Source organism: Xanthomonas nasturtii (genome assembly GCF_001660815.1).
GTDB classification, from domain to species: domain Bacteria; phylum Pseudomonadota; class Gammaproteobacteria; order Xanthomonadales; family Xanthomonadaceae; genus Xanthomonas; species Xanthomonas nasturtii.
Map to the genome: position 1 here is coordinate 157,719 of NZ_LYMI01000056.1, position 20,849 is coordinate 178,567.

General features: G+C 66.8%; 15 protein-coding genes and 2 pseudogenes. 13 read left to right on the forward strand and 4 right to left on the reverse strand.

Annotated elements, in window-relative coordinates; translation table 11 throughout:
* Positions 1–172 precede the first annotated feature (172 nt).
* The 3 genes and pseudogenes from tsaB to A7D16_RS18080 form a co-directional block, all read left to right on the forward strand.
* Positions 173–892, forward strand: a complete 720-nt coding sequence (gene tsaB / locus A7D16_RS18065) for a tRNA (adenosine(37)-N6)-threonylcarbamoyltransferase complex dimerization subunit type 1 TsaB (protein ID WP_064634637.1) — start codon at positions 173–175, stop codon at positions 890–892.
* Positions 889–1,242: pseudogene (locus tag A7D16_RS18070) on the forward strand (ADP-ribosylglycohydrolase family protein); the annotation flags it as partial. The gene tsaB and the pseudogene A7D16_RS18070, both read left to right, overlap by 4 nt.
* A gap of 272 nt (positions 1,243–1,514) precedes the next feature.
* Positions 1,515–2,069, forward strand: a pseudogene (locus A7D16_RS18080) (ADP-ribosylglycohydrolase family protein); the annotation flags it as partial.
* Positions 2,070–2,150: 81 nt separating this feature from the next.
* On the opposite strand, the gene A7D16_RS18085 reads toward A7D16_RS18080, so the two are convergent.
* Positions 2,151–3,026: an energy transducer TonB family protein gene (locus tag A7D16_RS18085; RefSeq protein ID WP_064634639.1), complete on the reverse strand. Its 876-nt coding sequence runs from the start codon at positions 3,024–3,026 to the stop codon at positions 2,151–2,153.
* Positions 3,023–3,973: a glutathione synthase gene (gshB, locus tag A7D16_RS18090; RefSeq protein ID WP_064634640.1), complete on the reverse strand. Its 951-nt coding sequence runs from the start codon at positions 3,971–3,973 to the stop codon at positions 3,023–3,025. Before gshB ends, A7D16_RS18085 begins: the two co-directional genes overlap by 4 nt.
* Positions 3,974–4,210: 237 nt before the next feature.
* Here gshB and pilG point away from each other — a divergent pair, with 237 nt between their 5' ends.
* The 8 genes from pilG to A7D16_RS18130 all read left to right on the forward strand — a co-directional run bounded on the left by pilG (position 4,211) and on the right by A7D16_RS18130 (position 17,521).
* Positions 4,211–4,612 (forward strand): twitching motility response regulator PilG, encoded by a 402-nt coding sequence (gene pilG / locus A7D16_RS18095; protein ID WP_005913706.1) that lies wholly within the window; start codon positions 4,211–4,213, stop codon positions 4,610–4,612.
* Between the two features lie 17 nt (positions 4,613–4,629).
* Positions 4,630–4,992, forward strand: coding sequence for a response regulator (locus A7D16_RS18100; protein WP_006450735.1), 363 nt, complete (start codon positions 4,630–4,632; stop codon positions 4,990–4,992).
* Entirely contained in the window at positions 4,992–5,522 is a 531-nt protein-coding gene (locus tag A7D16_RS18105; protein ID WP_064634641.1) for a chemotaxis protein CheW, read from the forward strand. The genes A7D16_RS18100 and A7D16_RS18105 overlap by 1 nt, the downstream gene beginning before the upstream one ends.
* A gap of 39 nt (positions 5,523–5,561) precedes the next feature.
* Complete coding sequence (locus A7D16_RS18110) at positions 5,562–7,598, forward strand: methyl-accepting chemotaxis protein (RefSeq protein ID WP_064634642.1); 2,037 nt, start codon at positions 5,562–5,564, stop codon at positions 7,596–7,598.
* 134 nt (positions 7,599–7,732) lie between these two features.
* On the forward strand, positions 7,733–14,920 hold the full coding sequence (locus tag A7D16_RS18115) for an Hpt domain-containing protein (protein WP_409350105.1): 7,188 nt from the start codon (positions 7,733–7,735) through the stop codon (positions 14,918–14,920).
* A gap of 7 nt (positions 14,921–14,927) precedes the next feature.
* Positions 14,928–16,115, forward strand: a complete 1,188-nt coding sequence (locus A7D16_RS18120) for a chemotaxis protein CheB (RefSeq protein ID WP_064634644.1) — start codon at positions 14,928–14,930, stop codon at positions 16,113–16,115.
* A 33-nt stretch (positions 16,116–16,148) separates the two neighbouring features.
* Positions 16,149–16,625, forward strand: a complete 477-nt coding sequence (locus tag A7D16_RS18125) for a chemotaxis protein CheW (protein WP_064634645.1) — start codon at positions 16,149–16,151, stop codon at positions 16,623–16,625.
* A gap of 317 nt (positions 16,626–16,942) precedes the next feature.
* Positions 16,943–17,521 (forward strand): GNAT family N-acetyltransferase, encoded by a 579-nt coding sequence (locus tag A7D16_RS18130; RefSeq protein ID WP_064634646.1) that lies wholly within the window; start codon positions 16,943–16,945, stop codon positions 17,519–17,521.
* 12 nt (positions 17,522–17,533) lie between these two features.
* On the opposite strand, the gene A7D16_RS23650 is transcribed toward A7D16_RS18130, so the two are convergent.
* The gene (locus tag A7D16_RS23650) at positions 17,534–17,917 is read right to left on the reverse strand and encodes a hypothetical protein (RefSeq protein ID WP_153043187.1); all 384 of its coding nucleotides are present in this window, start codon (positions 17,915–17,917) and stop codon (positions 17,534–17,536) included.
* A gap of 755 nt (positions 17,918–18,672) precedes the next feature.
* Between A7D16_RS23650 and A7D16_RS18140 the strand changes: the two genes are divergently transcribed.
* Together A7D16_RS18140 and A7D16_RS18145 are read left to right on the forward strand one after the other, a co-directional pair.
* Complete coding sequence (locus A7D16_RS18140; protein WP_064634647.1) at positions 18,673–19,737, forward strand: N(4)-(beta-N-acetylglucosaminyl)-L-asparaginase; 1,065 nt, start codon at positions 18,673–18,675, stop codon at positions 19,735–19,737.
* Positions 19,734–20,471: a copper homeostasis protein CutC gene (locus A7D16_RS18145; protein WP_064634648.1), complete on the forward strand. Its 738-nt coding sequence runs from the start codon at positions 19,734–19,736 to the stop codon at positions 20,469–20,471. The genes A7D16_RS18140 and A7D16_RS18145 overlap by 4 nt, the downstream gene beginning before the upstream one ends.
* 243 nt (positions 20,472–20,714) lie before the next feature.
* Here A7D16_RS18145 and A7D16_RS21965 read toward each other — a convergent pair.
* Positions 20,715–20,849 (reverse strand): IS3 family transposase (locus A7D16_RS21965; RefSeq protein ID WP_147308542.1); only part of this gene is annotated, 135 nt, incomplete at its 5' end.

A 20,849-nucleotide genomic window follows, 5' to 3' on the forward strand; every position in this document is an offset into this window, starting at 1 on the left:
AATGGCCCTCGCGCACGTCGCGTGGCCGGTCGGCCCGCGCAGTCGCTGGCGCACAAGTACCACACGCATCGGTTGGTACCCCCAGGCACCGCCCCGGCCCTTCGAATCGATCAGTTAAACTTTGTCCCTTTCCGGGTTCCCAGTCCCGGGTCCCCGGTTCCGGCTTGCTCCCATGAACATCCTCGCATTCGAAACGTCCACCGAAGCCTGTTCCGTTGCGCTGCACGTGGATGGGCGCGTGATCGAGCGTGTCGAACTGGCGCCACGCCGCCATGCCGAACTGGCATTGCCGTGGGCCGAGCAGCTGTTGGCCGAGGCGGGCATCACGCGGCGTCAGCTCGATGCGATTGCGGTGGGCCGTGGCCCCGGTGCGTTCACCGGCGTGCGTCTGGCGATCGGCATCGCGCAAGGCATTGCCCTGGCGCTGGATCTGCCGGTGCTGGCCGTCTCCACGCTGCAGGTGCTGGCCTTGCGCGCGCCGGCCGATGCACCCCATGTGCTGGCCTGCATCGACGCGCGCATGGGCGAGGTGTATGCCGGCCTCTTCGCGCGCAGCGGCGACAGCTTGCTGGAACTGGCGCCGGAAGTGGTGTGCGCACCGGACGCGCTCGCGCTGCCCGACAGCGCAGCGCGCATGGCCGGTGTCGGCACCGGTCTCGCCGCGGCCGACGCACTGCTGCAACAGCGTTTTGCGGCCCGCCTGACCAGTGTCGATGCAACCGCGCTGCCGCGTGCGGCCGATCTGCTCACGCTCGCGGTGCCGGCATTGCAGCGCGGCGAAGGCGTGGCGCCGGAGCGGGTGGAGCCGGCTTACCTGCGCGACAACGTCGCACTCACCCTGGTCGAGCAACAGGCCGCCCGCGCCGCCAAGGCAGCCGGCGCGACGCCATGACCGACGCTGCACAACGCGCCCGTTTTCGCGGGTGCCTGCTCGGCCTGGCAGTCGGCGATGCGCTGGGCACCACGCTGGAATTCTGCGCGCCGGGGAGTTTCACGCCAATCGACGACATGCGCGGCGGCGGCCCGTTCGCCTTGCAGGCCGGGCAGTGGACCGACGACACCTCGATGGCCTTGTGTCTGGCGCATAGCCTGCTGCACCGGCAGGGATTCGATGCAGCCGACCAGATGAATCGCTATTGCAACTGGTACCAGCACGGGTATCTCAGCAGTACCGGCACCTGCTTCGATATCGGCGCGACCGTGCGGCAGGCGCTGGAACGCTATCTCGATGGTGGCCCGGCTTAGAGCGTGTCATCCACTTCAAGATGAGTGCGAAGCGGCCTGTGGCGCGTCGAGACAAGGCGTGCGCTGCGGCCCAGGCTGGCTGCCTGGGCAAAGCGCGCAACGTAGTATCGGTGCGCCACAGGCCACTTCCCGGAGGGTTGGCCGTCAGCGGCACGGAGCGGACGCCGCGCGGCTTGCCTTGGCGCCAGCCAAGCCAGCGCCACGCAACACCCGCTCCGCACCGCTGACGACCAACGCACCTCATCTCAAAGTGGATGACACGCTCTGGCGGCAGCGAGGATCCGCGCGCGGCCGGTAACGGCTCGTTGATGCGGCTGGCGCCGGTGGCGATGTATTACGCGCATCGCCCGGACGCATTGGGCGCGCGTGCCGCAGACAGTTCGCGCACCACGCATGGCGCTGCCGAAGCGCTGGACGCCTGCCGGTTGTTCGCGCTGCAACTACGCGCTGCGCTGCTTGGCGGCGATCGCCAGGCAGTGCTGCAGACGCCGTGCGATGGGTTGGTCACCCCGGCGGTGCGCGCCTTGGTCATGCGCGACCACGCGGCGGTGCCGGTGACGCAGATCCGCGGCACCGGTTACGTGGTCGATTCGCTGTCGGCCGCGCTGTGGTGTTTTGCCACCACCGAGACGTTTGCCGACGCGGTGCTGCGTGCGGCCAATCTGGGCGACGATGCCGATACCACCGCGGCAATCTGCGGGCAGCTGGCGGGTGCGTTCTATGGCATCGACCGCATCCCCGCCGCATGGCGCGAGCGCGTGCAGGACGCGGCGGAGATTGTGGCGCTGGCAGACCGTCTGTACGTGGCGGCGCCGGTCGCATAGCAGCGCGAGCGGTGCATCGGCAGCACCGTCATCCAGTCCGCAGCGTGCCATCGTGCGCGCGTCGAGCAGACGCGCACCGCTTCAACGATCGTCGTGCAGCTCGCCGCCGGGCAGGAACAACCACGTGCGCGTGACTTCGAGAATGTCCACGTCGTCCTTGGTTCTGGGCAGCGGCGGGAACGGCTGTGCCAGCTGCACCACGCGTAGTGCCGCATTGTCCAGCGCCGGCACGCCGCTGGAGATCAGCACGCGGCTGCTTTCCACGCTGCCGTCGCGGCGCACGCCCACGCTGATGACCACCTTGCCGCCGAGCCGGCGCCGGCGTGCGTCGTCCGGATAATTCAGATTGCCCACCCGCTCGGCGCGGTCCACCCAGGCGCGCAGATAGTTGGCGTAGGCATATTCGCGGGTACTGGCCGAGACGAACTTGCGGTTGGGGCGCTTGGCGTATTGCTCGGAGCGTAGATGCACTTCTGCTGCCAGCCGGGCCATTTCCGCATCGCGCTGCACGCGTTGCGCATCGGCCGGGGTGAGCGGGTCGGTCTGCGGGTTCGGTTGCGGGCTCGGCACCGCCTGCTCGCCACGGCGGCTGGTCACCACGCGGGTCTGGGTTGGCTCCGGCGCGTTCACGCTGGTGGCGCGTTGCGCCTGTGGGGCCAGGCCAGTGCGGTCCTGCGGCACCACGCCCGGCTGGCTGTCGCGCGGGCGCTGCGCTGTGTCGTGATTGCCGCCGCCCTGCTGATTGGCCTGGGCCAGGAAATCGGCCTGCTTGGGCGTCAGCGGGGTGCTGGTCTGGCTGAAGATCACATCCAGCGTCGGCACCAGTGGCGCGTCCTCGCTGACGGCGAAGCCCACGCCGAGGATCAGCGCGGCGTGCAGCAGCAGCGAAATCACCAGCATCGCACTCAGGCGCTGGCGTTCGTCCATCGCTGCAGGCAGCGCCGCGGCCGTGCTCATTGCGCGGCGCCGGCCTCGATCGCGTCGAACAGCAGCCCGGCGATGTTCAGGCCGAATTGCGCATCCAGCTCGCGCACGCAGGTGGGGCTGGTGACGTTGACCTCGGTCAGGTAATCGCCGATCACGTCCAGCCCGACGAAGCGCATGCCGCGGCGGCGCATTTCCGGGCCCACCTGCGCGGCGATCCAGCGGTCGCGCTCGGACAACGGCCGGCCTTCGCCGCGCCCGCCGGCCGCCAGGTTGCCGCGGAATTCGTCGCCCTGCGGAATCCGCGCCAGGCAGTAGTCCACCGGCTCGCCGTCCACCAGCAGGATGCGCTTGTCGCCGGCGGTGATGTCCGGGATGAAGCGCTGCGCCAGGGTCAGCTTGCGGTTGCCGTCGGTCAGCGTTTCCAGGATCACGTTGAGGTTGGGGTCGCCGGTGCCGCTGCGGAAGATCGAGCGCCCGCCCATGCCGTCCAGCGGCTTGAGTACCGCCTGGCCGTGTTCCAGCACGAACGCCTTGAGTGCGGCAGCGTCGCGGCTGACCAGGGTCGGCGGGCAGCACTGCGGAAACAGCAGCGCGGCCAGCTTTTCGTTGTAGTCGCGCAGGCCTTGCGGGTCGTTGACGATCTGCGCGCCGGCGCGCTGCGCCACGCTCAGCACCTGGGTGTCGTAGACGAACTCGGCATCCACCGGCGGGTCCTTGCGCATCAGCACCACCTGGCCTGGGCCGAATGCCAGTTCGGCGAACTCGCCCAGGGTGAACCAGCCGCTCTTGTCCTCGCGCACGCTCAGCGGCGCGACCTGCGCCACCGCGCGGCCTTCGCGCAGGCTGAGCCCGCCCGGGCGCACGTAATGCAAACGGTGACCACGGCGCTGGGCTTCCAGCAACATGGCGAAGGTGGTGTCTTTGGCGATCTTGATGGAGGCGATGGGATCCATCACCACAACGACGTCGAGCGACATGGGGCTAAACCTTTCGAACAAGTTGCCGATGGTAACTTCAAGCGGTGGGCGATGGCGTGCCCGGCCGGTCGCGGATGCGCGACTTGTCGGCCCGGAGGCGCTCAGACGTGGTCGGAACGTCCGCCTGGCGGGCCCCCGGCAATGCGCCCTTGACAGTCAATGCGGGTCTTGGGATATACATGCAGTTTCGTAGCGACGTCGGAAGGGATGAAGCGTTGCGCGTCCGGGGATATTTGCATGAGTGAAAACATTGCTGCGGGTGGGGAACTCGCAGGACTGAAGGTGATGGTCATCGATGATTCGAAAACCATTCGCCGCACCGCCGAAACGCTGCTGAAGCGGGAAGGTTGTGAAGTAGTGACAGCAACGGATGGTTTCGAGGCACTGGCCAAAATTGCGGACCAGCAACCTCAGATCATTTTTGTCGACATCATGATGCCGCGCCTGGATGGGTACCAGACGTGCGCGTTGATCAAGGGCAACCAGCTCTTCAAATCGACGCCGGTGATCATGTTGTCGTCCAAGGATGGCCTGTTCGACAAGGCACGCGGCCGCATCGTCGGCTCCGAGCAATATCTGACCAAGCCGTTCACCCGTGAAGAACTACTGAGCGCGATTCGCACGTACGTCCACGCCTGACCAGGGGGAAAGGCAACATGGCTCGAATTATATTGATCGAGGACTCGCCCACCGACAGGGCAGTCTTCAGTCAATGGCTGGAAAAAGCTGGCCATACGGTCGTCGCCACCGACAACGCCGAAGCAGGACTTGAGCTGATTCGCAGCCAGGCGCCCGATCTGGTGTTGATGGATGTGGTGTTGCCCGGCATGAGCGGCTTCCAGGCAACGCGTGCACTTGCGCGCGACCAGGCCACCAAGGACATCCCGGTGCTGCTGGTCAGCACCAAGGGCATGGAAACCGACAAGGCCTGGGGTTTGCGACAAGGTGCCAGCGATTACATCGTCAAGCCGCCGCGCGAAGACGATCTGATCGCGCGCATCAAACAACTGGTGCGTTGATGCGTTCTCCATTCGATATTCTCGAAGACTACGAGCGTCGTAGTCTTGCGCACGCCACGCCGCTGCCGGAACGTCAGTTCTCGGCCGATATCTGGCGCGGTGTGGGTTATCGCGTCGGTACCCGGCGCCTGGTCTCGGACTTTCGCGAAGTGGCGGAAATCGTGCCGATGCCGTCGGTGACGCCGGTGCCCGGCGGGCAGCCCTGGTTGCTGGGCGTGGGCAACCTGCGCGGCAATCTGTTTCCGGTGATCGACCTGAAGCAGTTCCTGGAGGGCCGTCGCACGGTGCTGCAGGAAGGCCAGCGTGTGCTGATCATGCGTCAGAGCGGCGGCGACGTCGCACTGACCATCGATGAGTTGTACGGCCAGCGCAGCTTCGAACAGTCCCAGGCGGTCGAACCCGGCGAGTTGGCCCAGGGCCGCTATGCCCACTTCATCGATCGTGCCTTCCGTAACGAGACGCAGGACTGGGGTGTGTTCTCCCTGGCGTTGCTGTCGCGCACTCCTGAATTCCGGCAGGCCGCGGCCTAAGCCGCGACCCCGCCACGTCATACAGATCGAGGTCGAACCATGAGTACCGCCCCGGACGCCCGCAAGACCAACAAGCTCGGCAGCGTCAGCACCAGCTTCTGGCTTGGCTTGCTGGTGTTGTCGATGATCGTGTTTGGCGCCAACACCGGCGTCGCGACCTGGCAGGGCAGCCGTCTTGCCGGTGCCGGCATCGGCGCGGCCGACCTGCAGGTGCTCTCGCAGCAGTTGGCCAACCAGGGCCGCGAAGCGGTGTCCGGCGACGCCAAGGCATTCGCCGCATTCAAGCAGACCAAGGGCCGCATCGACAGCACGGTCAACGAACTGGATGGCCGTTACGGCCAGGAAGGTTCGGTGGCCAGTGCGATGGCGCAGCTCAAGGCGACCTGGGTGCCGCTGAGCAAGAACGCCGATCAGGTCATCGCCAGCGAATCGGCGGTGCTCGGCCTGGCCGGTGACGCCGAACGCTTTTCCGGCAGCGTGCCGCAGCTGCAGGCGCAGTTGAACGAAGTGGTGCGCGCGATGACGGTCAGCGGCGCGCCCGCTTCGCAGATCTACAACACGCTGCAGCAGGTGGTGGTCGCCGGCACCATGGCGCGCCGGGTCACCGAAATGCGCGCCGGTGGCGCCAATGCGGCCGCCTCTGGCGACGCGCTGGCACGCGACTCGGTGGTGTTCACGCAGATGCTGGACGGCCTGCGCGCAGGCAATGACGAGCTCGGCATCGCGGCGGTGCGCAACCCGGCCGCGCTGGCGGCACTGGAGCAGTCGCAGACGCAATGGACGACGATGAAGAAGGACATCGACGCCATTCTCGCCAGCTCGCGCAACCTGTTTGCCGCGCAGTCCTCGGCCGCCGCGCTGACGGCCGGCTCCAACAAGATGCTCGAGGACAGCAAGAAGCTGTTCGATGCGTTCTCCGCGTTCGGTTCGGTGCGCGATACGCGCCTGTTTCCGAACTTCTGGCTGGGCGTGGTGTCCGGCCTGGTCGCGCTGCTGGCGATCATCGGCTTCGTGTGGAGCTCGGTGCGCGTGCGGACGCGCGAGCAGGACGTGCGCTACCAGTCGCAGGTGGAATTCAACAGCCGCAACCAGCAGGCGATCATGCGCTTGCTGGACGAAATCAGCTCGCTCGGTGAGGGCGACCTGACCGTGAAGGCCTCGGTGACCGAAGACATGACCGGCGCGATTGCAGACGCGATCAACTACGCCGTGGACGAACTGCGTCACCTGGTGACCACCATCAACGACACTTCGGCCAAGGTGGCCGTGTCGACCCAGGAAACCCAGGCCACGGCCATGCAGCTGGCCGAAGCGGCCGGTCAGCAGGCCAACCAGATCACCACCGCCTCCGAGCGCATCAGCGAAATCGCCGCCAGCATCGAACAGGTCTCGCGCAACTCCACCGAGTCGGCCGAAGTGGCGCAGCGCTCGGTGGTCATCGCCGCCGAAGGTGCCGGCGTGGTGCGCGAGACGATTCAGGGCATGGACCAGATCCGCGACCAGATCCAGGAAACCTCCAAGCGCATCAAGCGGCTGGGCGAATCCTCGCAGGAGATCGGCTCGATCGTGGAACTGATCAACGACATTTCCGAGCAGACCAACATCCTGGCGCTCAACGCCGCGGTGCAGGCCGCGTCCGCAGGCGAGGCCGGCCGCGGTTTCGCGGTGGTGGCCGACGAAGTGCAGCGCCTGGCAGAACGCACTTCGAGTGCGACCCGACGTATCGAAGGCCTGGTGCAGACCATTCAGGCCGATACCAACGAAGCGGTCAGCTCGATGGAGCAGACCACCTCCGAAGTGGTCTCCGGTGCCCGCCTGGCCGAAGACGCCGGCACTGCGCTGACTGAAATCGAGCGCGTGTCCAACGCCTTGAACAACCTGATTAAAAACATCTCCATCGCTGCCCACCAGCAGTCGGCTGCGGCGACGGATATCACACAGACCATGGGCGTGATCCGTCAGATCACCAGCCAGACATCGCAGGGTGCGGAACAGACGGCCGAATCGATCGGCAACCTGGCCGAGCTCGCTGCCGATCTGCGCCGTTCGGTCGCCGACTTCAAGCTGCCGGCGTGACCACGACGCGGAACGGGAAAGGATCAGCAGATGGCGCGTAGTAGCGTTACGTCGATGCAGGAAGTGACCGGTTGCCGCGCTGGCGGTGAGCCGGCCGTTGTCAGGGGGCTGCAATGAGCGCGCTTCGCGATGCGATGAGTCACGCCGCACTGGGCTGGGTCAAGCCAGAGCTGGACGAGACGTTGCGCCAGGCGCGCAACGAGATCGAATACTTTGCCGAAGAACCCTCCGACACCAGTCGGATGCGTTTCTGCGCGGGCTATCTGCACCAGGTGCAGGGCACGCTGCGGATGGTGGAGTTGTATGCGCCGGCCATGGTGGCCGAAGAGCTCGAGCTGCTGGCCCAGGCCGTGCAGCTAGGCGAAGTCGCCGACCGCGACGAAGCCTGCGCCATGCTGATGCGCGGCACCGTGCTGCTGCCCGATTATCTGGAGCGGCTGCAAAACGGTCACCGCGACATTCCGATCGTGTTGTTGCCGCTGCTCAATGAGATCCGCGCCACCCGTGGCCAGCCGGGTTTGAATGAGAGCGTGCTGTTCGCGTTCGACCCGCAGGCCGGTGTTGCCACCGAGGCCGAGCTGGATCACGCGCGCGGCAGCCTCAGGGGGCGCAATCGCGAATTGCTCGACACTGTCGGCAATGCCGTCAAGGAAGAATTGCTGCGCGTCAAGGACGCGCTGGACCTGCATCTGCGCACCGGCGGCGACATCGCCGAGCTGCAGACCCAGGTCACGGATCTGGGCAGCGTTGCCGACACGCTGGGCATGATGGGCCTGGGCGTGGCGCGCAATGTCGTCGTGCAGCAGCGCGACGCGTTGGCGCGCGTGGTCGATGGCCAGGTGCAGATGGACGAAAGCGTGCTGCTGGATATCGCCGGCGCGCTGCTGTACGTGGATGCCTCGCTGGACGATCAGGTCGCCAGCCTTGGCGCCGATGTCGGCGATGGCAACGAAGCCAGCAACAGTGCCAACTCCTCGGAAGTGCGTCGCACGGTCGATGTGCTGGCGCAGGAAGCGATCGCCAACTTCGGTGCGGCGCGCGAGCATTTCGTCGCCTTTATCGAAACCAATTGGGACCACGCCCGTCTGGCCGATGTGCCGCACCTGCTCGGCGAAGTCGGCGGTGCATTGCGCATTCTCGAACTGCCGCAGGCCGCCGATTATCTGGAAGGCGTGCGGCGCTACGTCGATCTGGAATTGATCGGCAAGCAGCGCGTTCCCAGCGGCCGGCAGCTGGACACCCTGGCCGACGCGATGGCCAGCCTGGAGTACTACCTGGAAGCCCTGCGCGAGCGCCGTCCCGGCCGCGAAGAGATTCTGGACATCACCCGCAACAGCCTGGAAACACTGCGGTATTGGCCGCTGCCGTCGGGCCAGCCGTCCGACTTGCCGGTTGGCACCGATCAGCCGGGCAGCGCGGCCGCTCCGCCGCTGCAGCATGCCGACGCGCCGCAAGCCGCCAACGATGCCGCGCCGGTGCCCGCGCTGGAATGGGCCAACGAAACCGTAGTCGAGGCGCCGTTCGCCGCCAGCGTGGTGCACGACACCGGCGCCGCCGCGACCGATACGGTGTTCTCGTTCGACCCGGTCGCCGCGGAAGAAACCGTCTCCGGCCAGGCGCATGTGCCGTTCACCGTGGCACCGCTGGAGTTGTCCGACGACGGCGCGCAGGCGCCCGGCGACTGGCATCTGGAAAGCACCGAGCAGGCCGCGCCGATCGCTCCTTCCGCGTTCGACCCGGTGTCGGCCGAGCAGGATGGCAGCGAGTCTGCACAGGTCAGCTACACGGTGGATCTGAGCGCGCTGGAGCAGCATGACGCCGCGCCTATGGTTGCCGAGGACGCACCGCTGCAGATCGAGCAGATCGACCTGCCGGGCGATGCCGATCAGACCGAAGCGCCGCTGGATTTCATCGCTGCAAACGAAACGCGTCGTGCGCAGACCAGCATCGAAGATGCGTTCTCGCCGCCGCCGATTCCGCCGCAGGAACTGGACGACCCGTTCGTCGAATCCGCGCCCGAGCCGCAGGATGCGCCTGCCGAGCAAGCCGCCGAACAGGGCGCGCCGCGCGTGCAGCAGGCCGTGGTCAGCGAGTTCGAACTGGACGACGCATCCGCGGCATTCCTGGCCCAGCTCGACGCGGCTGCTGCACAGTTCGAAGTGGAGCGCCCGCAGGCGCCAGCAGCCGCTGCCGATGCACAGACCGCGCAGGCATCGTCGGAACCGGTGTCGAACGCGAGTGTTCAGCCCGCCGCCGATGCCGGCATTTTCGGCGGCTTCGGCGATAGCGATATCGACGACGATATCCGCGATGTGTTCCTGGAGGAATTCGACGAAGAGCTGGTCAACCTGGGTCAGCTGTTGCCGGTGTGGCGCGCCGCACCCAACAGCCCGGAAAACCTGCGCCCGATCCGCCGCGTCTTCCACACCCTGAAGGGCAGTGGGCGTCTGGTCGGTGCCAGCGTGCTGGGCGAGTTCAGCTGGAAAATCGAGAGCATGCTCAACCGCGTGCTCGATAACTCGCGACCGGCCAGCCCGGCGGTCGTGGCGATGGTGGAGCTGGCCTACGAGGTGCTGCCGCAGTTCAATGCCGCGCTGCGCGACCAGGGCCGCATCAGCGCCGATCTGCCGGACATCCAGGCCGTTGCCGAGCGCGTTGCCGCTGGCGAAGAGGTTTATTACGTTCCCGCAGCCGCAGCGCCGGTGATTGCCGACGCTGTGGTGCTTCCGGTGGCGGCGGGCGTGTTTGTCGCCGGCGGCGGAACGCCGGCCTCGGTGGACAGCGTGCTGCGCGAGATCCTGGAAGCCGAGGTCGCCACGCACCTGGACACGGTGAACGGCTGGCTGCAGGCCAGCCACGCCGAGCCGCAGCTGGCGACCGAAGAACTGTTGCGTGCCGTGCACACCATGAGTGGTGCGTTCGCGATGACCGACGTGCCGGAAATCACCCTGGTGACGACGCCGGCCGAAAGCTACGTCAAGCGTTTGCTGGCCGCGTCGGTCACGCCGTCGGCCGACGGTATCGATGCAATCGCCGCAACCGCTGCGGCGATCGCCACCACGGTGACCGCGCTGCGTGCCGATGCGCCGTTGATTCCGTCGTTCGCGCCGTTGACCGAGCGCTTGCGCGCGCTGGTGGACACCTTGCCGGAAGCGCAATGGCCGCCGCAGGTGTTCCTGGACGAGCTGGGCGATGACGACGCGGCAAGCGAAGCGGCAGCCGGCAGCGATGGCGCGGTCGAACTGACCGGTGCGCAGGATCTGTCGCAGTACCTGGACGCCAGTGCGCTGCCGTCCGACGCGCCCGCACCGACGCAAGACGCCGACGCTGTACAGCCGCAGGCGGACGATGCACCGATTTCAGTGGACGAACTGGCCGAGGCTGAAGCCGAGCACGATTCGGCACTCGCATTGGACGCGCCTGCACCGCATGCCGTCGACGAGGCCGGCCACGCTGCGTCGCACGAACACGAACACGTCGACACAACTGCCGACGCTGCGCCCGCAGCGAGCGATGATGCGCTGGTATCGGTTGCCGATTCCGAGCAGCTCGCCGATGCGCTGCATGGCGATGCCGCGCAGCGCACGCAGGCAGACCAGGCCGCGTTGCAGGACGCAGACGACACGCCAGCCGACGAGCCGCTGATCGAAGCCGACGCCTGGGATGCGACCGGGCTGCAACATGCGCAAACCGCGCCGCACGACCACGCCGGACAGGTGCCGAATGAGGTAGTTGCTGATGGTGTCTCCAGCGAGCAGGACGCCGATGCGACCAGCACGCACACCGACAGCGTTGCGGTAGACGAGCTGGCCGACGCAGAAGCCACCTTGGGCGATGCGCAGACGCTGGCCGCGGCCGATGCCGAGCAGGCAACGGACGCGCAGGCACACCACGTGCCGGCGCACGACGAGCAGGCAGCAGCAGGCCTGGACGACGCAGTCGAGACCATCGAAGCCTTGCACGCCGTGCACGCCGACGCTGCGTTGGGCGAGCCGCCGCACGCAACCACCGCAGACGACTGGACGCCGGAAACTGCAGCGCTCGATAGCGTGCCGACCGACCAGGACGGCCATGCGGCCGATCAGTTCGGCCACGACCACGCGGACACGCAGGAACAGTTCGGCGAACAGCCGGCAGACGAGGCGGCGCAGCGCAGCGATGCAGCACTGTCGCACGTCGATGATGCGCATGTTGTAGGCGAACAGCAGTACGCCGAAGACGCCGCGCAGCTGGGTGAGTACGCAGACGCTGAAGCGCACGCCTCTTCGAATCAGCAGGAGGATTCGGGCGGGCACGCACCTACGGATGCGCAGCAGCACCCAGGCGAGCAGGCGCAGGCGGAGCAGGACGTCGATTCCGGCGAGCAGTCGCAGCCGGACACGTATTTGCACGAACACGCGACCGAAGCCGAGCACGCTGCAACGTCCGGGCAATCGCAAGGCGAGCATCCCGAAACGCAACACTCGGAGGCTGAGCAGGCCGAAGCCGAGCATGCAGAAATCGAGCTTGCAGAAACTGAGCATGCACAAGCCGAGCATGCACACACTGAGCAGGCCGACGCTGAAGCAATGCCCGATCACACCATCGAATCGGTGCAGGCATTCGAAATGGCGCATGCGGCCGATCGGGTCGAGGAGGCGGGCGATCCGCAGTCCGGCACCGCGCCGGAACGGCACGACGCAGCGCCTGCCACCGCCGACGAAGCGGCAGATACCGACGCGCATGCAGCCAGCGACGCGGTTGTCGCGGCCGAGCACGCAGAACATGCCGATCACGCGGATGCCGGCGAACACAGCGATGCCAACCAGTACGCCGACGCGATCCCAGACCGGCGCGCAGCCGCCAGCGAGCACGATGCAACCGACCCCGATGCAACCGACCACAGCGCAGTCACGCCGGAAGACACCAGCGCTGCAGTCTTTAGCGCGCCGGTGGAAGAGGCTGCGCGTGCCGAGACGGCAGGCAGCGATGTCGGCGCGGCATTCGATACCGGCCCACTCAACTTCGATCAACTCGACGGCGAGCTGGTCGATATCTTTGTCGAAGAAGGCCGCGACCTGCTGGACCATTGCGACGGTCTGATCGCCCGCATGCGCGAAGTGCCGGAAGACCGCGATGTCCTCAACGGACTGCAGCGCGATCTGCACACGCTCAAGGGCGGCGCGCGCATGGCCGGCATCAACGCCATCGGCGACCTCGGCCATGCGATCGAATCGTTGCTCGAAGCGGTGGCGGCCAACCGCACCGACATCGATCGCGACGACGTGCGCTTGTTCGAGCGTGGCTTCGACCGCCTGCACCAGTTGCTGACCCGCACCGGCATGCACCGCGCCGTGGCGATGCCGGCCGATCTGGTGGAAGCCTTCGAAACCCGCACCCGTGGCCGCAATGCCGCCCCGCCCAGCGACGCCGATGTCCGCGCGATCGCCAAGGCGTCGGTGGAACCGGCACCGTTGTCCGCACCGGTTCCGGTGGAAGGCCAGACCGAAGAAGACTTCCTGCCGCGCGTGCAGCAGGAGCAGGTGCGCGTGCGCGCCGACCTGCTCGACCGCCTGGTCAACCACGCCGGCGAAGTGGCGATCTACCGTTCGCGCCTGGAGCAGCAGTTGGGCGCGTTCCGCGGCGCCATGGGCGAACTGGATCGCACCAACGCCCGTCTGCGCGACCAGTTGCGCCGTCTGGATCTGGAAACCGAAGCGCAGATCGTGGCGCGTTACCAGCGCGAGCAGGATCAGGGCGATCGCACCTTCGATCCGCTGGAACTGGACCGCTTCTCCACCCTGCAGCAGCTCAGCCGCGCGCTGAACGAATCGGCCGCCGACTTGGGCGGTTTGCAGGGCGTGCTGGAAGACCTGTCGCGCCAGTACGACGGCTTGCTGCAACAGCAGTCGCGCGTCAGCTCCGAACTGCAGGACGGCCTGATGCGCGCGCGCATGGTGCCGTTCGACGGTCTGGTGCCGCGGTTGCGCCGTGTGGTGCGTCAAGCCGCCAGCGACACCGGCAAGCAGGTGCATCTGTTGCTGGAAGGCACCCAGGGCGAACTCGATCGCAACGTGCTCGACCGCATGGTCGCGCCGCTGGAACACATGCTGCGCAACTCGGTGGCGCACGGGCTGGAAACGCCCGAGCAACGCCGCGACGCCGGCAAGCCGGAAGAAGGCAGCATCGCGATCCGCCTGCGCCGCGAAGGCTCGGAAATCGTGCTGGAAGTGGCCGACGACGGCGCCGGGCTGGACCGCGAGGCGATCCGTCGCCGCGGCGAGCAGCGCGGCCTGATCGAACCCGGCCAGGAGCTCAGCGATGCCGAGCTGGATGCATTGATCTTCGCCTCCGGCTTCAGTACCTCCGAGCAGGTCAGCCAGCTGGCCGGCCGTGGCGTGGGTATGGACGTGGTGCGCAACGAAGTGCGTCAGCTGGGCGGCTCGGTGGACATCCACTCGGTGCGCGGCCAGGGCGTCACCTTCACCCTGCGTCTGCCGCAGACGCTGGCGGTCACCCAGGCGGTGTTCGTGCGCATCGGCGAGACCACGTTTGCGGTGCCGGTGGGGTCGGTCAGCGGTATCGGCCGCATCTCGCGCACCCGTTACGAGTCGGGCGAGGGCGGTTACCACTACGCCGGCGAAGAGTACGTGCTGCACGATCTCGGTTCGCTGGTCGGCCAGGCCGCCGCGCGTGCCGATGGCCAGGCGCAGGTGCCGTTGCTGCTGGTGCGTGCGGGCGACCTGCGCGCCGCAGTGGCGATCGACCAGGTGCTGGGCAACCGCGAAATCGTGGTCAAGCCGGTGGGCCTGCAGATCGCTTCGGTGCCGGGTATCTACGGCGCCACCATCACCGGCGATGGCCGCGTGGTGGTGATCCTGGACGTGGCCCCGCTGGTGCGGCGTTACCTCAGCCAACCGGCACGTCCGGCGCTGGAAACGCAGGCCGAAACGCAGCGGCAGGTGCCGTTGGTGATGGTGGTCGACGATTCGCTGACCATGCGCAAGGTCACCAGCCGCGTGCTGGAGCGCCACAACCTGGACGTCACCACCGCACGCGACGGTGTCGAAGCACTGGAACAGCTCGAAGAGCGCGTGCCCGACCTGATGCTGCTGGATATCGAAATGCCGCGTATGGACGGCTACGAACTGGCGACCGCGATGCGCGCCGACCCGCGCTTCAAGGCGGTGCCGATCGTGATGATCACCTCGCGCAGTGGCGAGAAGCATCGCCAGCGCGCCTTCGAGATCGGCGTGCAGCGTTACCTGGGCAAGCCTTACCAAGAGTTGGATCTGATGCGAAACGTGTATGACCTGCTGGGGATCGCCCGTGTCCGAGACTAATGACGCAATGGGAACTCCGGTCGCCCTGCTTGGCCGGCCTGGTGAGGCGCGCGAGCGCCTGCGCGAAGCACTCGGCCTGGCCGGCGCGCAGGTGGTGCTGGAAGACGAACCGTCTGCAGTCGACGTGCAGATGCTGCGCGACGCCGAGCCGGTAGCGGTGCTGGTGTCGCTGGAGCCGTCGATCGAAGACGCACTGGAAGCACTTGAACCGGCCTTCAACATGCCCGGCGTGACGGTGATCTTCGACGAGGCCGAGCTGACCGTGCGGCGCGAGGGCTGGGAAGCGCAGCGCTGGGTGCGCCATCTGGCCGCCAAACTGCATGGCCATGCCGACGTGCTGCCGCCGGGCACTGAAAGCGAACCGTCGTTGCAGCCCGAGCCGGGTCTGGTGCTGGCACCACGCCAGCATTCGGATCTGCAGCTGGATCAACACCTGCAGGCGGCTGCACATGCGTTCGAAAGCGTGCCTAGCGATGCGCTGTTTACGCGAGCGGCCATGCATGACGTGGCGCCGGCCGCTGCCGAGAAGCCGGCTCTGACCCTGGGCGATTCCAGCACCTGGGGCCTGGTCGACGAGGTCACCGTAGTGGTGCGCCCGCGCGCCGAACTGGATGTTGCAGCGTTGTCGACCGGCGGCTTGTCGCTGGTGGATCTGGAGCAGAGCGGCAGCGTGACCGGCGCAGTGCTGGTGATGGCGGGCATCGGCGGGCCGGATGCGATCCGCCGCCTGCTGGCCGCGTTGCCGCCGGAATTCCCGCGCGCGGTGCTGGTGCGCATGACCCTGGATGGTGGCCAGTACGGCAACCTGGTGCGGCAGATGGGGCGCGTGTCTGCGCTGCCGGTCGAACTGGGCGAAGCGGGGCAGGTGATTGCACCGGGCAAGGTGTACGTGCTCTCCGACGAGATCGGCGTGCAACAGCATGCCGGCGTGCTGGCGTTCGTGACGCAGGCCGATCCGGCCGGGCTGATCGCCGCGCTGCCGCCGGCCGACAGTGCGGTGCTGATGCTCAGCGGTGCCAACGAGGCGCTGGTGGATGCATCGCTGGCGCTGGCCGAGCAGGGCGCCTGGTTGGCCGGGCAGTCCGCCGACGGTTGCTATGACCCGGCTGCGGCAGCGCGTCTGGCGCGGCAAGGCATTCTGACCGGCGACCCTGCGCAGCTGGCGCAGGCGCTGGCACAGCGTTGGCCGGCGTAAGCCGGGCGCTCCCTTTCAAATCGGAATCATGCGATGAGCTACGCCAATAACGACGAAATCCGCGGCGTCCTGATCCAGGCCGGGCAGGAGCGCGTGTTGCTGCCGAACGCGACGGTGGCCGAGGTGATGTCGCGCGTGGCCGTGGAGCCGCTGCCCGACATGCCGCGCTGGGTGGTCGGGCGTATCGACTGGTATGGCTGGAAGGTGCCGTTGCTGTCGTTCGCGCGCCTCAGCGGCATGGGTGAAGAACCCACCGCGGTCAACAACAAGGTCATCGTGTTGAAGGCGTTGGGCGGCAATCCCGCGTTGCCGTATTTCGCGCTGCTGACCGCCTCGTTCCCGCAGCTGATCTCGGTACCGCGCGACGGCCTGCTGGCCGACGCATCGGAAGATGCGCTGCCCGACGGCGTGCATATGCGCGTGCTGCTCGGCGAGCAAAGCGCGTTGCTGCCGAACCTGGACGCCATCGAAGCGCAGGTGGGCCAGGCGTTTGCGGCCGCTGCCGCGTAAGAGCGGTTGCAACACCCAGTGCGCTCGCCGACAGGCAGGTGCAGTCGCACATGCAGCGGATGGCGTCTTGCACTGAGTAACATGCAACGACAGTGTGATTTGCACTCGGCCGCGCTTGGCCTTGCACAGCGGGCGCTGCGTTTCGGAGACGGCTTGCGGAGCGTGATCTGTATGCATCAGCTGGATGCACCTGGCGGCGACATTGCGCGCATGTGTGAGGCGTGCAAGCGTCGAGCCGCCAACAAAAGGACGGCGCAGCCGCCAGGCGGGCGTCGCCGGCACCTGGAATCGGTATCTATCGTTCGTGCGCTGCGGTCGTGAATCTTCCGGTGTTCGCGCCGGTGCGGCACGCCGACGGCGTGACGCTGTGCGATCTGGCCGTGGTCGACCCGGCTGCGATGGCCGACTACCACATGCGTAACCGCGCGCATCTTGCCGATGCGATGCCGCTGCGGCCGCCTGCGTTCTACACCGTCGAAGGCTGGCGCCGCCTGTGCATCGCATACCGCAGCGCGGTGCCCGGCGAGCGTGAGCTGCAACTGGTGTTGCTGCAGGGCGAGCAGGTGATCGGCACCACCGGGTTCACCCAGATCCAGCGCGGCGCATTCCAGGCCTGCCACATGGGTTACGGCCTGGATGCGGCGCAGCAGGGCCGCGGTCTGACCCACTGGGCAGCCACGCAGGGGATCGCGTTCGCCTTCGGCCCGCTCGGCCTGCATCGGGTAATGGCGCAATATGTCCCGCAGAATCTGCGCAGTGCGCGCGTGCTGCAGCGGCTGGGCTTCCAGATCGAAGGCTATGCGCGCCGCTATCTGCAGTTGAACGGCCACTGGCGCGACCATGTGCTGACCAGCAGGCTGCGCGACGACGACACGACTGGCGACGGTGCGGCGTGATGCCAGCCGCTTTCAGGGCACAACGCCCGAGAGTTCGAGGCGTAACTGATCGGTGCCGAGACTGCGGTCTTGTGCAAGCTCGATCCGGGTTGGCCAACCCCGGTGTTTGAGTTGATCGCGCAACTGCGTCAGCCAGGTCTGTACTGCGGTTGCATCAGGTTCGGCTGCGGTAATGCGGATCTTCAGCGGCGTCTGCGCGCCGGATGCGTCATGGCGTGCAAGCCAGTCGCGTGGTGATGTGGACAGTTTCAGCGACGTTGTGCCTGGTACCTGGTTGGGTTTGTCTTCGTCGCGCTGCGGCTGTGCCTGTGTTGTTGCGGCAGTGCCGGCCGGTTGCGGCGACAAGGTTTGACGAGATGCCTCGGGCTGCGGTCTGGCAACCTGCTGCGACCGCATGCGTGCAGTTGCTGCGCTTGGCGCAGCAAACGGCGCGCTGGGTGGTATCGGTACTTCGTTCGTCGCAGCTGCGTTTGCTGCCGCGCGCTCGACGTGTAGGGATGGGTCCAGCGACGGCGGCGGCGAAAATGCCGGCGCGGCCGCTGGCGTCGGCAACGACGGGTGAGGCGGGTTCGTGCGAGCAGGCGCTCAGCAGCAAGGCGAGCGCGATCAGGCTATGACGTGGCATGGGAAATCCTTTGCGTGGCGAAGGTGGATGAGTGAACAACCGGATAGCCCGAGGTCGCCGTGCACTGCGCCTCTGTCAGTGAAACGGGCCAGCGCAGCGAATGGGGTTAACCGGACGGAAAATTTTTTCGCCGGCCCTGCGTGCCCTGCGTGCGCTGCGGCACTGCAGCTGGACCGTTGCCCGTAGCCGTGTCGTGACGGGTTTCAATCCCTTCTCCCACCGGGAGACGGTGGCGCGCAGCGCCGGATGAGGGTGCGATGAAGAGGGCAGGGCTGGCTGCCTCCTCTGCTCGACCAGGCGCGATTCGGCATGGCTGCGCATGGCGCCTTCCGTCGCCTGCCGCGTGTTCGATCCACGCATCGAACACGCGGCGGTCCAGCCACGCTCGGCCCAGCCAAGCAACGGTTGTGCGTGGATCCGCACACGACAGCGCCGCAATACGGTTTATCCGCACGCGACGCTGCCGCATGATGGAAGGCTGTTGCCGCACTGCGCGGCCGCCCGTTTCCATCATGGAGTTGCCCGGATGATCCAACGTCGTCACTTCCTCAAGAGCGCCACGCTGGGCGCGATCGCTTCCGGGCTGGCCGGCTTGGGCGCACGCGCGCAAGCCGCGGCAGGCGCCACCCCGGGCGTGCGGCCGCCGGCGCTGCCGCGTGGTGCGGCACGGGTGATTTCCACCTGGGATTTCGGCATTGCCGCCAATCAGGAGGCCTGGAGAATTCTCGGCAGCGGCGGCACTGCGCTGGATGCAGTGGAAGCCGGCGTGCGCGTGCCGGAAGCGGACCCGACCAATCCCACCGTCGGCCTGGGCGGTTATCCGGACCGCGACGGGCGGGTGACGTTGGACGCCTGCATCATGGATCACCTGGGCAATTGCGGCGCAGTGGCATCGCTGGAAGATGTGGTGCACGCCATTTCGGTGGCCCGCGCGGTGATGGAGAAAACCCCGCACGTGATGTTGGTGGGCGATGGTGCGCGTCAGTTCGCGTTGGAGCAGGGCTTCCCGAAAATCAAGCTGCTCACACCAAGCTCGGAAGCGGCCTGGAAGGAATGGCTGAAGACGTCCAAGTATTCACCGGAAGCCAATATCGAAAACCGCGCCTGGCGCGATGCCAAGTTGCCGGGTGGCAAGGATAATCACGACACCATCGGCATGCTGGCGCTGGATACGCACGGCAACCTGTCCGGTGCCTGCACCACCAGCGGCATGGCGTGGAAAATGCACGGTCGTGTGGGCGACAGCCCGATCATCGGTGCGGGCTTGTATGTGGACAACGAAGTGGGCGGTGCGACCTCGACCGGCGTTGGCGAAGAGGTGATTCGTAACGTCGGCAGTTTCGCGGTGGTGGAAATGATGCGGCAGGGCAAATCGCCGGCCGATGCCTGCCGCGAGGTGGTGATGCGGCTGATCCGTCGCAAGCCGGAGCTGACACGCACCTTGCAGGTCGGCTTTCTGGCGATGAACAAACGCGGCGAAGTGGGTGCGTTCGCGATCCAGAAGGGCTTCAGTTACGCGGTGTGCGATGCGCAGCGGCAAGACCTGTTGGTGCCTGGCGAGAGCCATTACACCAGCGAGCCGGCGGCATGAGTGCGTTGGGGCTGGAGGTGGCGGCCGATTCGGTCGCTTCGGCACTCGCCGCGCAAGAAGGCGGGGCCATGCGCGTGGAGCTGTGCGGTGGGCTGGACGGCGGCGGGCTGACGCCGTCATTCGGCACGCTGGCGGTGGTGCGCGAGCGTTTGCGGATTCCGCTGTATGTATTGATTCGTCCGCGCGTGGGCGACTTCGTGTTCGACGCTAGCGAAGTGGAGGTGATGCGTCGCGATGTGGAGCAGTGCGTGCGGCTTGGGTGCAATGGGGTGGTGCTGGGCGCGCTGGACCGGCATGGGCAGGTCGATCTGGCGACGATGCGTGTATTGATCGAGGCAGCAGGGGCGTTGGGGGTGACGTTTCATCGTGCGATCGATGTCAGCGCCGATCCGTCGCGCGTGCTGGAAGATGCGATCGCGCTAGGCTGCAAGCGGGTGCTGACATCGGGTGGGCGGGCAACGGCGCTTGACGGCATCGAGACCATCGCCGCGCTGGTCCGTCAGGCCGGCGATCGGATCAGCGTGATGCCGGGCGCGGGCGTATCGGAAAGCAATGTGCTGGCGCTGCGGGCCAACACCGGCGCGCACGAGTTTCATGCCTCATCGCGCGTGCCGGTGGCAGCGCAGGTACATGCGCCGCATGCGTACATCACTGACCTGGGCGGCGACTATCAGCGTACCGACGTGGCGCGCGTGCGGCGGATCGTGGGGCTGTTGCACGAGTCGGCAGAGTGAGGTCTCTTACTCGATAAGGGTTTCTCAGTCGGTGTTGCTTGGCAGCTGAAGCGGCTTGTGACTGCAGCTTTGCCAAGCTGTCTTCCGAAAGACAGGTCATGTCACGTTGGTTGAGTGCTGCGCGGGCTCATGTGCAGAGCGTTGATCTGCGGATGGTCTGACTGGCCCGTGCCCGCCCACCATCGCAGGACACGCCGTGAATCCGTCCCTGAAGTGACCCCCAAAAGCTGGACAGTTGGGCGATCAGACAGCTAGCTCGGCCTGTTGCCGGTACTTTACCGGGCTCAGGCCGTTCAATTTCAACTTGATCCGGTCTTCGTTGTAGTACCTGATGTACTCCACCAGCCCGGCTTCTAGGCGTTCGATGCTGTCAAAGCT

Coding starts and splice junctions, on each gene's coding strand:
- A7D16_RS18100 (WP_006450735.1), top strand. CDS start 4,630: ATGGCTCGAATTATATTGATCGAGGACTCGCCCACCGACAGGGCAGTC.
- pilG (WP_005913706.1), top strand. CDS start 4,211: ATGAGTGAAAACATTGCTGCGGGTGGGGAACTCGCAGGACTGAAGGTG.
- A7D16_RS18145 (WP_064634648.1), top strand. CDS start 19,734: ATGAGTGCGTTGGGGCTGGAGGTGGCGGCCGATTCGGTCGCTTCGGCA.
- tsaB (WP_064634637.1), top strand. CDS start 173: ATGAACATCCTCGCATTCGAAACGTCCACCGAAGCCTGTTCCGTTGCG.
- A7D16_RS18085 (WP_064634639.1), bottom strand. CDS start 3,026: ATGAGCACGGCCGCGGCGCTGCCTGCAGCGATGGACGAACGCCAGCGC.
- gshB (WP_064634640.1), bottom strand. CDS start 3,973: ATGTCGCTCGACGTCGTTGTGGTGATGGATCCCATCGCCTCCATCAAG.
- A7D16_RS18120 (WP_064634644.1), top strand. CDS start 14,928: ATGGGAACTCCGGTCGCCCTGCTTGGCCGGCCTGGTGAGGCGCGCGAG.
- A7D16_RS18125 (WP_064634645.1), top strand. CDS start 16,149: ATGAGCTACGCCAATAACGACGAAATCCGCGGCGTCCTGATCCAGGCC.
- A7D16_RS18140 (WP_064634647.1), top strand. CDS start 18,673: ATGATCCAACGTCGTCACTTCCTCAAGAGCGCCACGCTGGGCGCGATC.
- A7D16_RS23650 (WP_153043187.1), bottom strand. CDS start 17,917: ATGCGGTCGCAGCAGGTTGCCAGACCGCAGCCCGAGGCATCTCGTCAA.
- A7D16_RS18105 (WP_064634641.1), top strand. CDS start 4,992: ATGCGTTCTCCATTCGATATTCTCGAAGACTACGAGCGTCGTAGTCTT.
- A7D16_RS18110 (WP_064634642.1), top strand. CDS start 5,562: ATGAGTACCGCCCCGGACGCCCGCAAGACCAACAAGCTCGGCAGCGTC.
- A7D16_RS18115 (WP_409350105.1), top strand. CDS start 7,733: ATGAGTCACGCCGCACTGGGCTGGGTCAAGCCAGAGCTGGACGAGACG.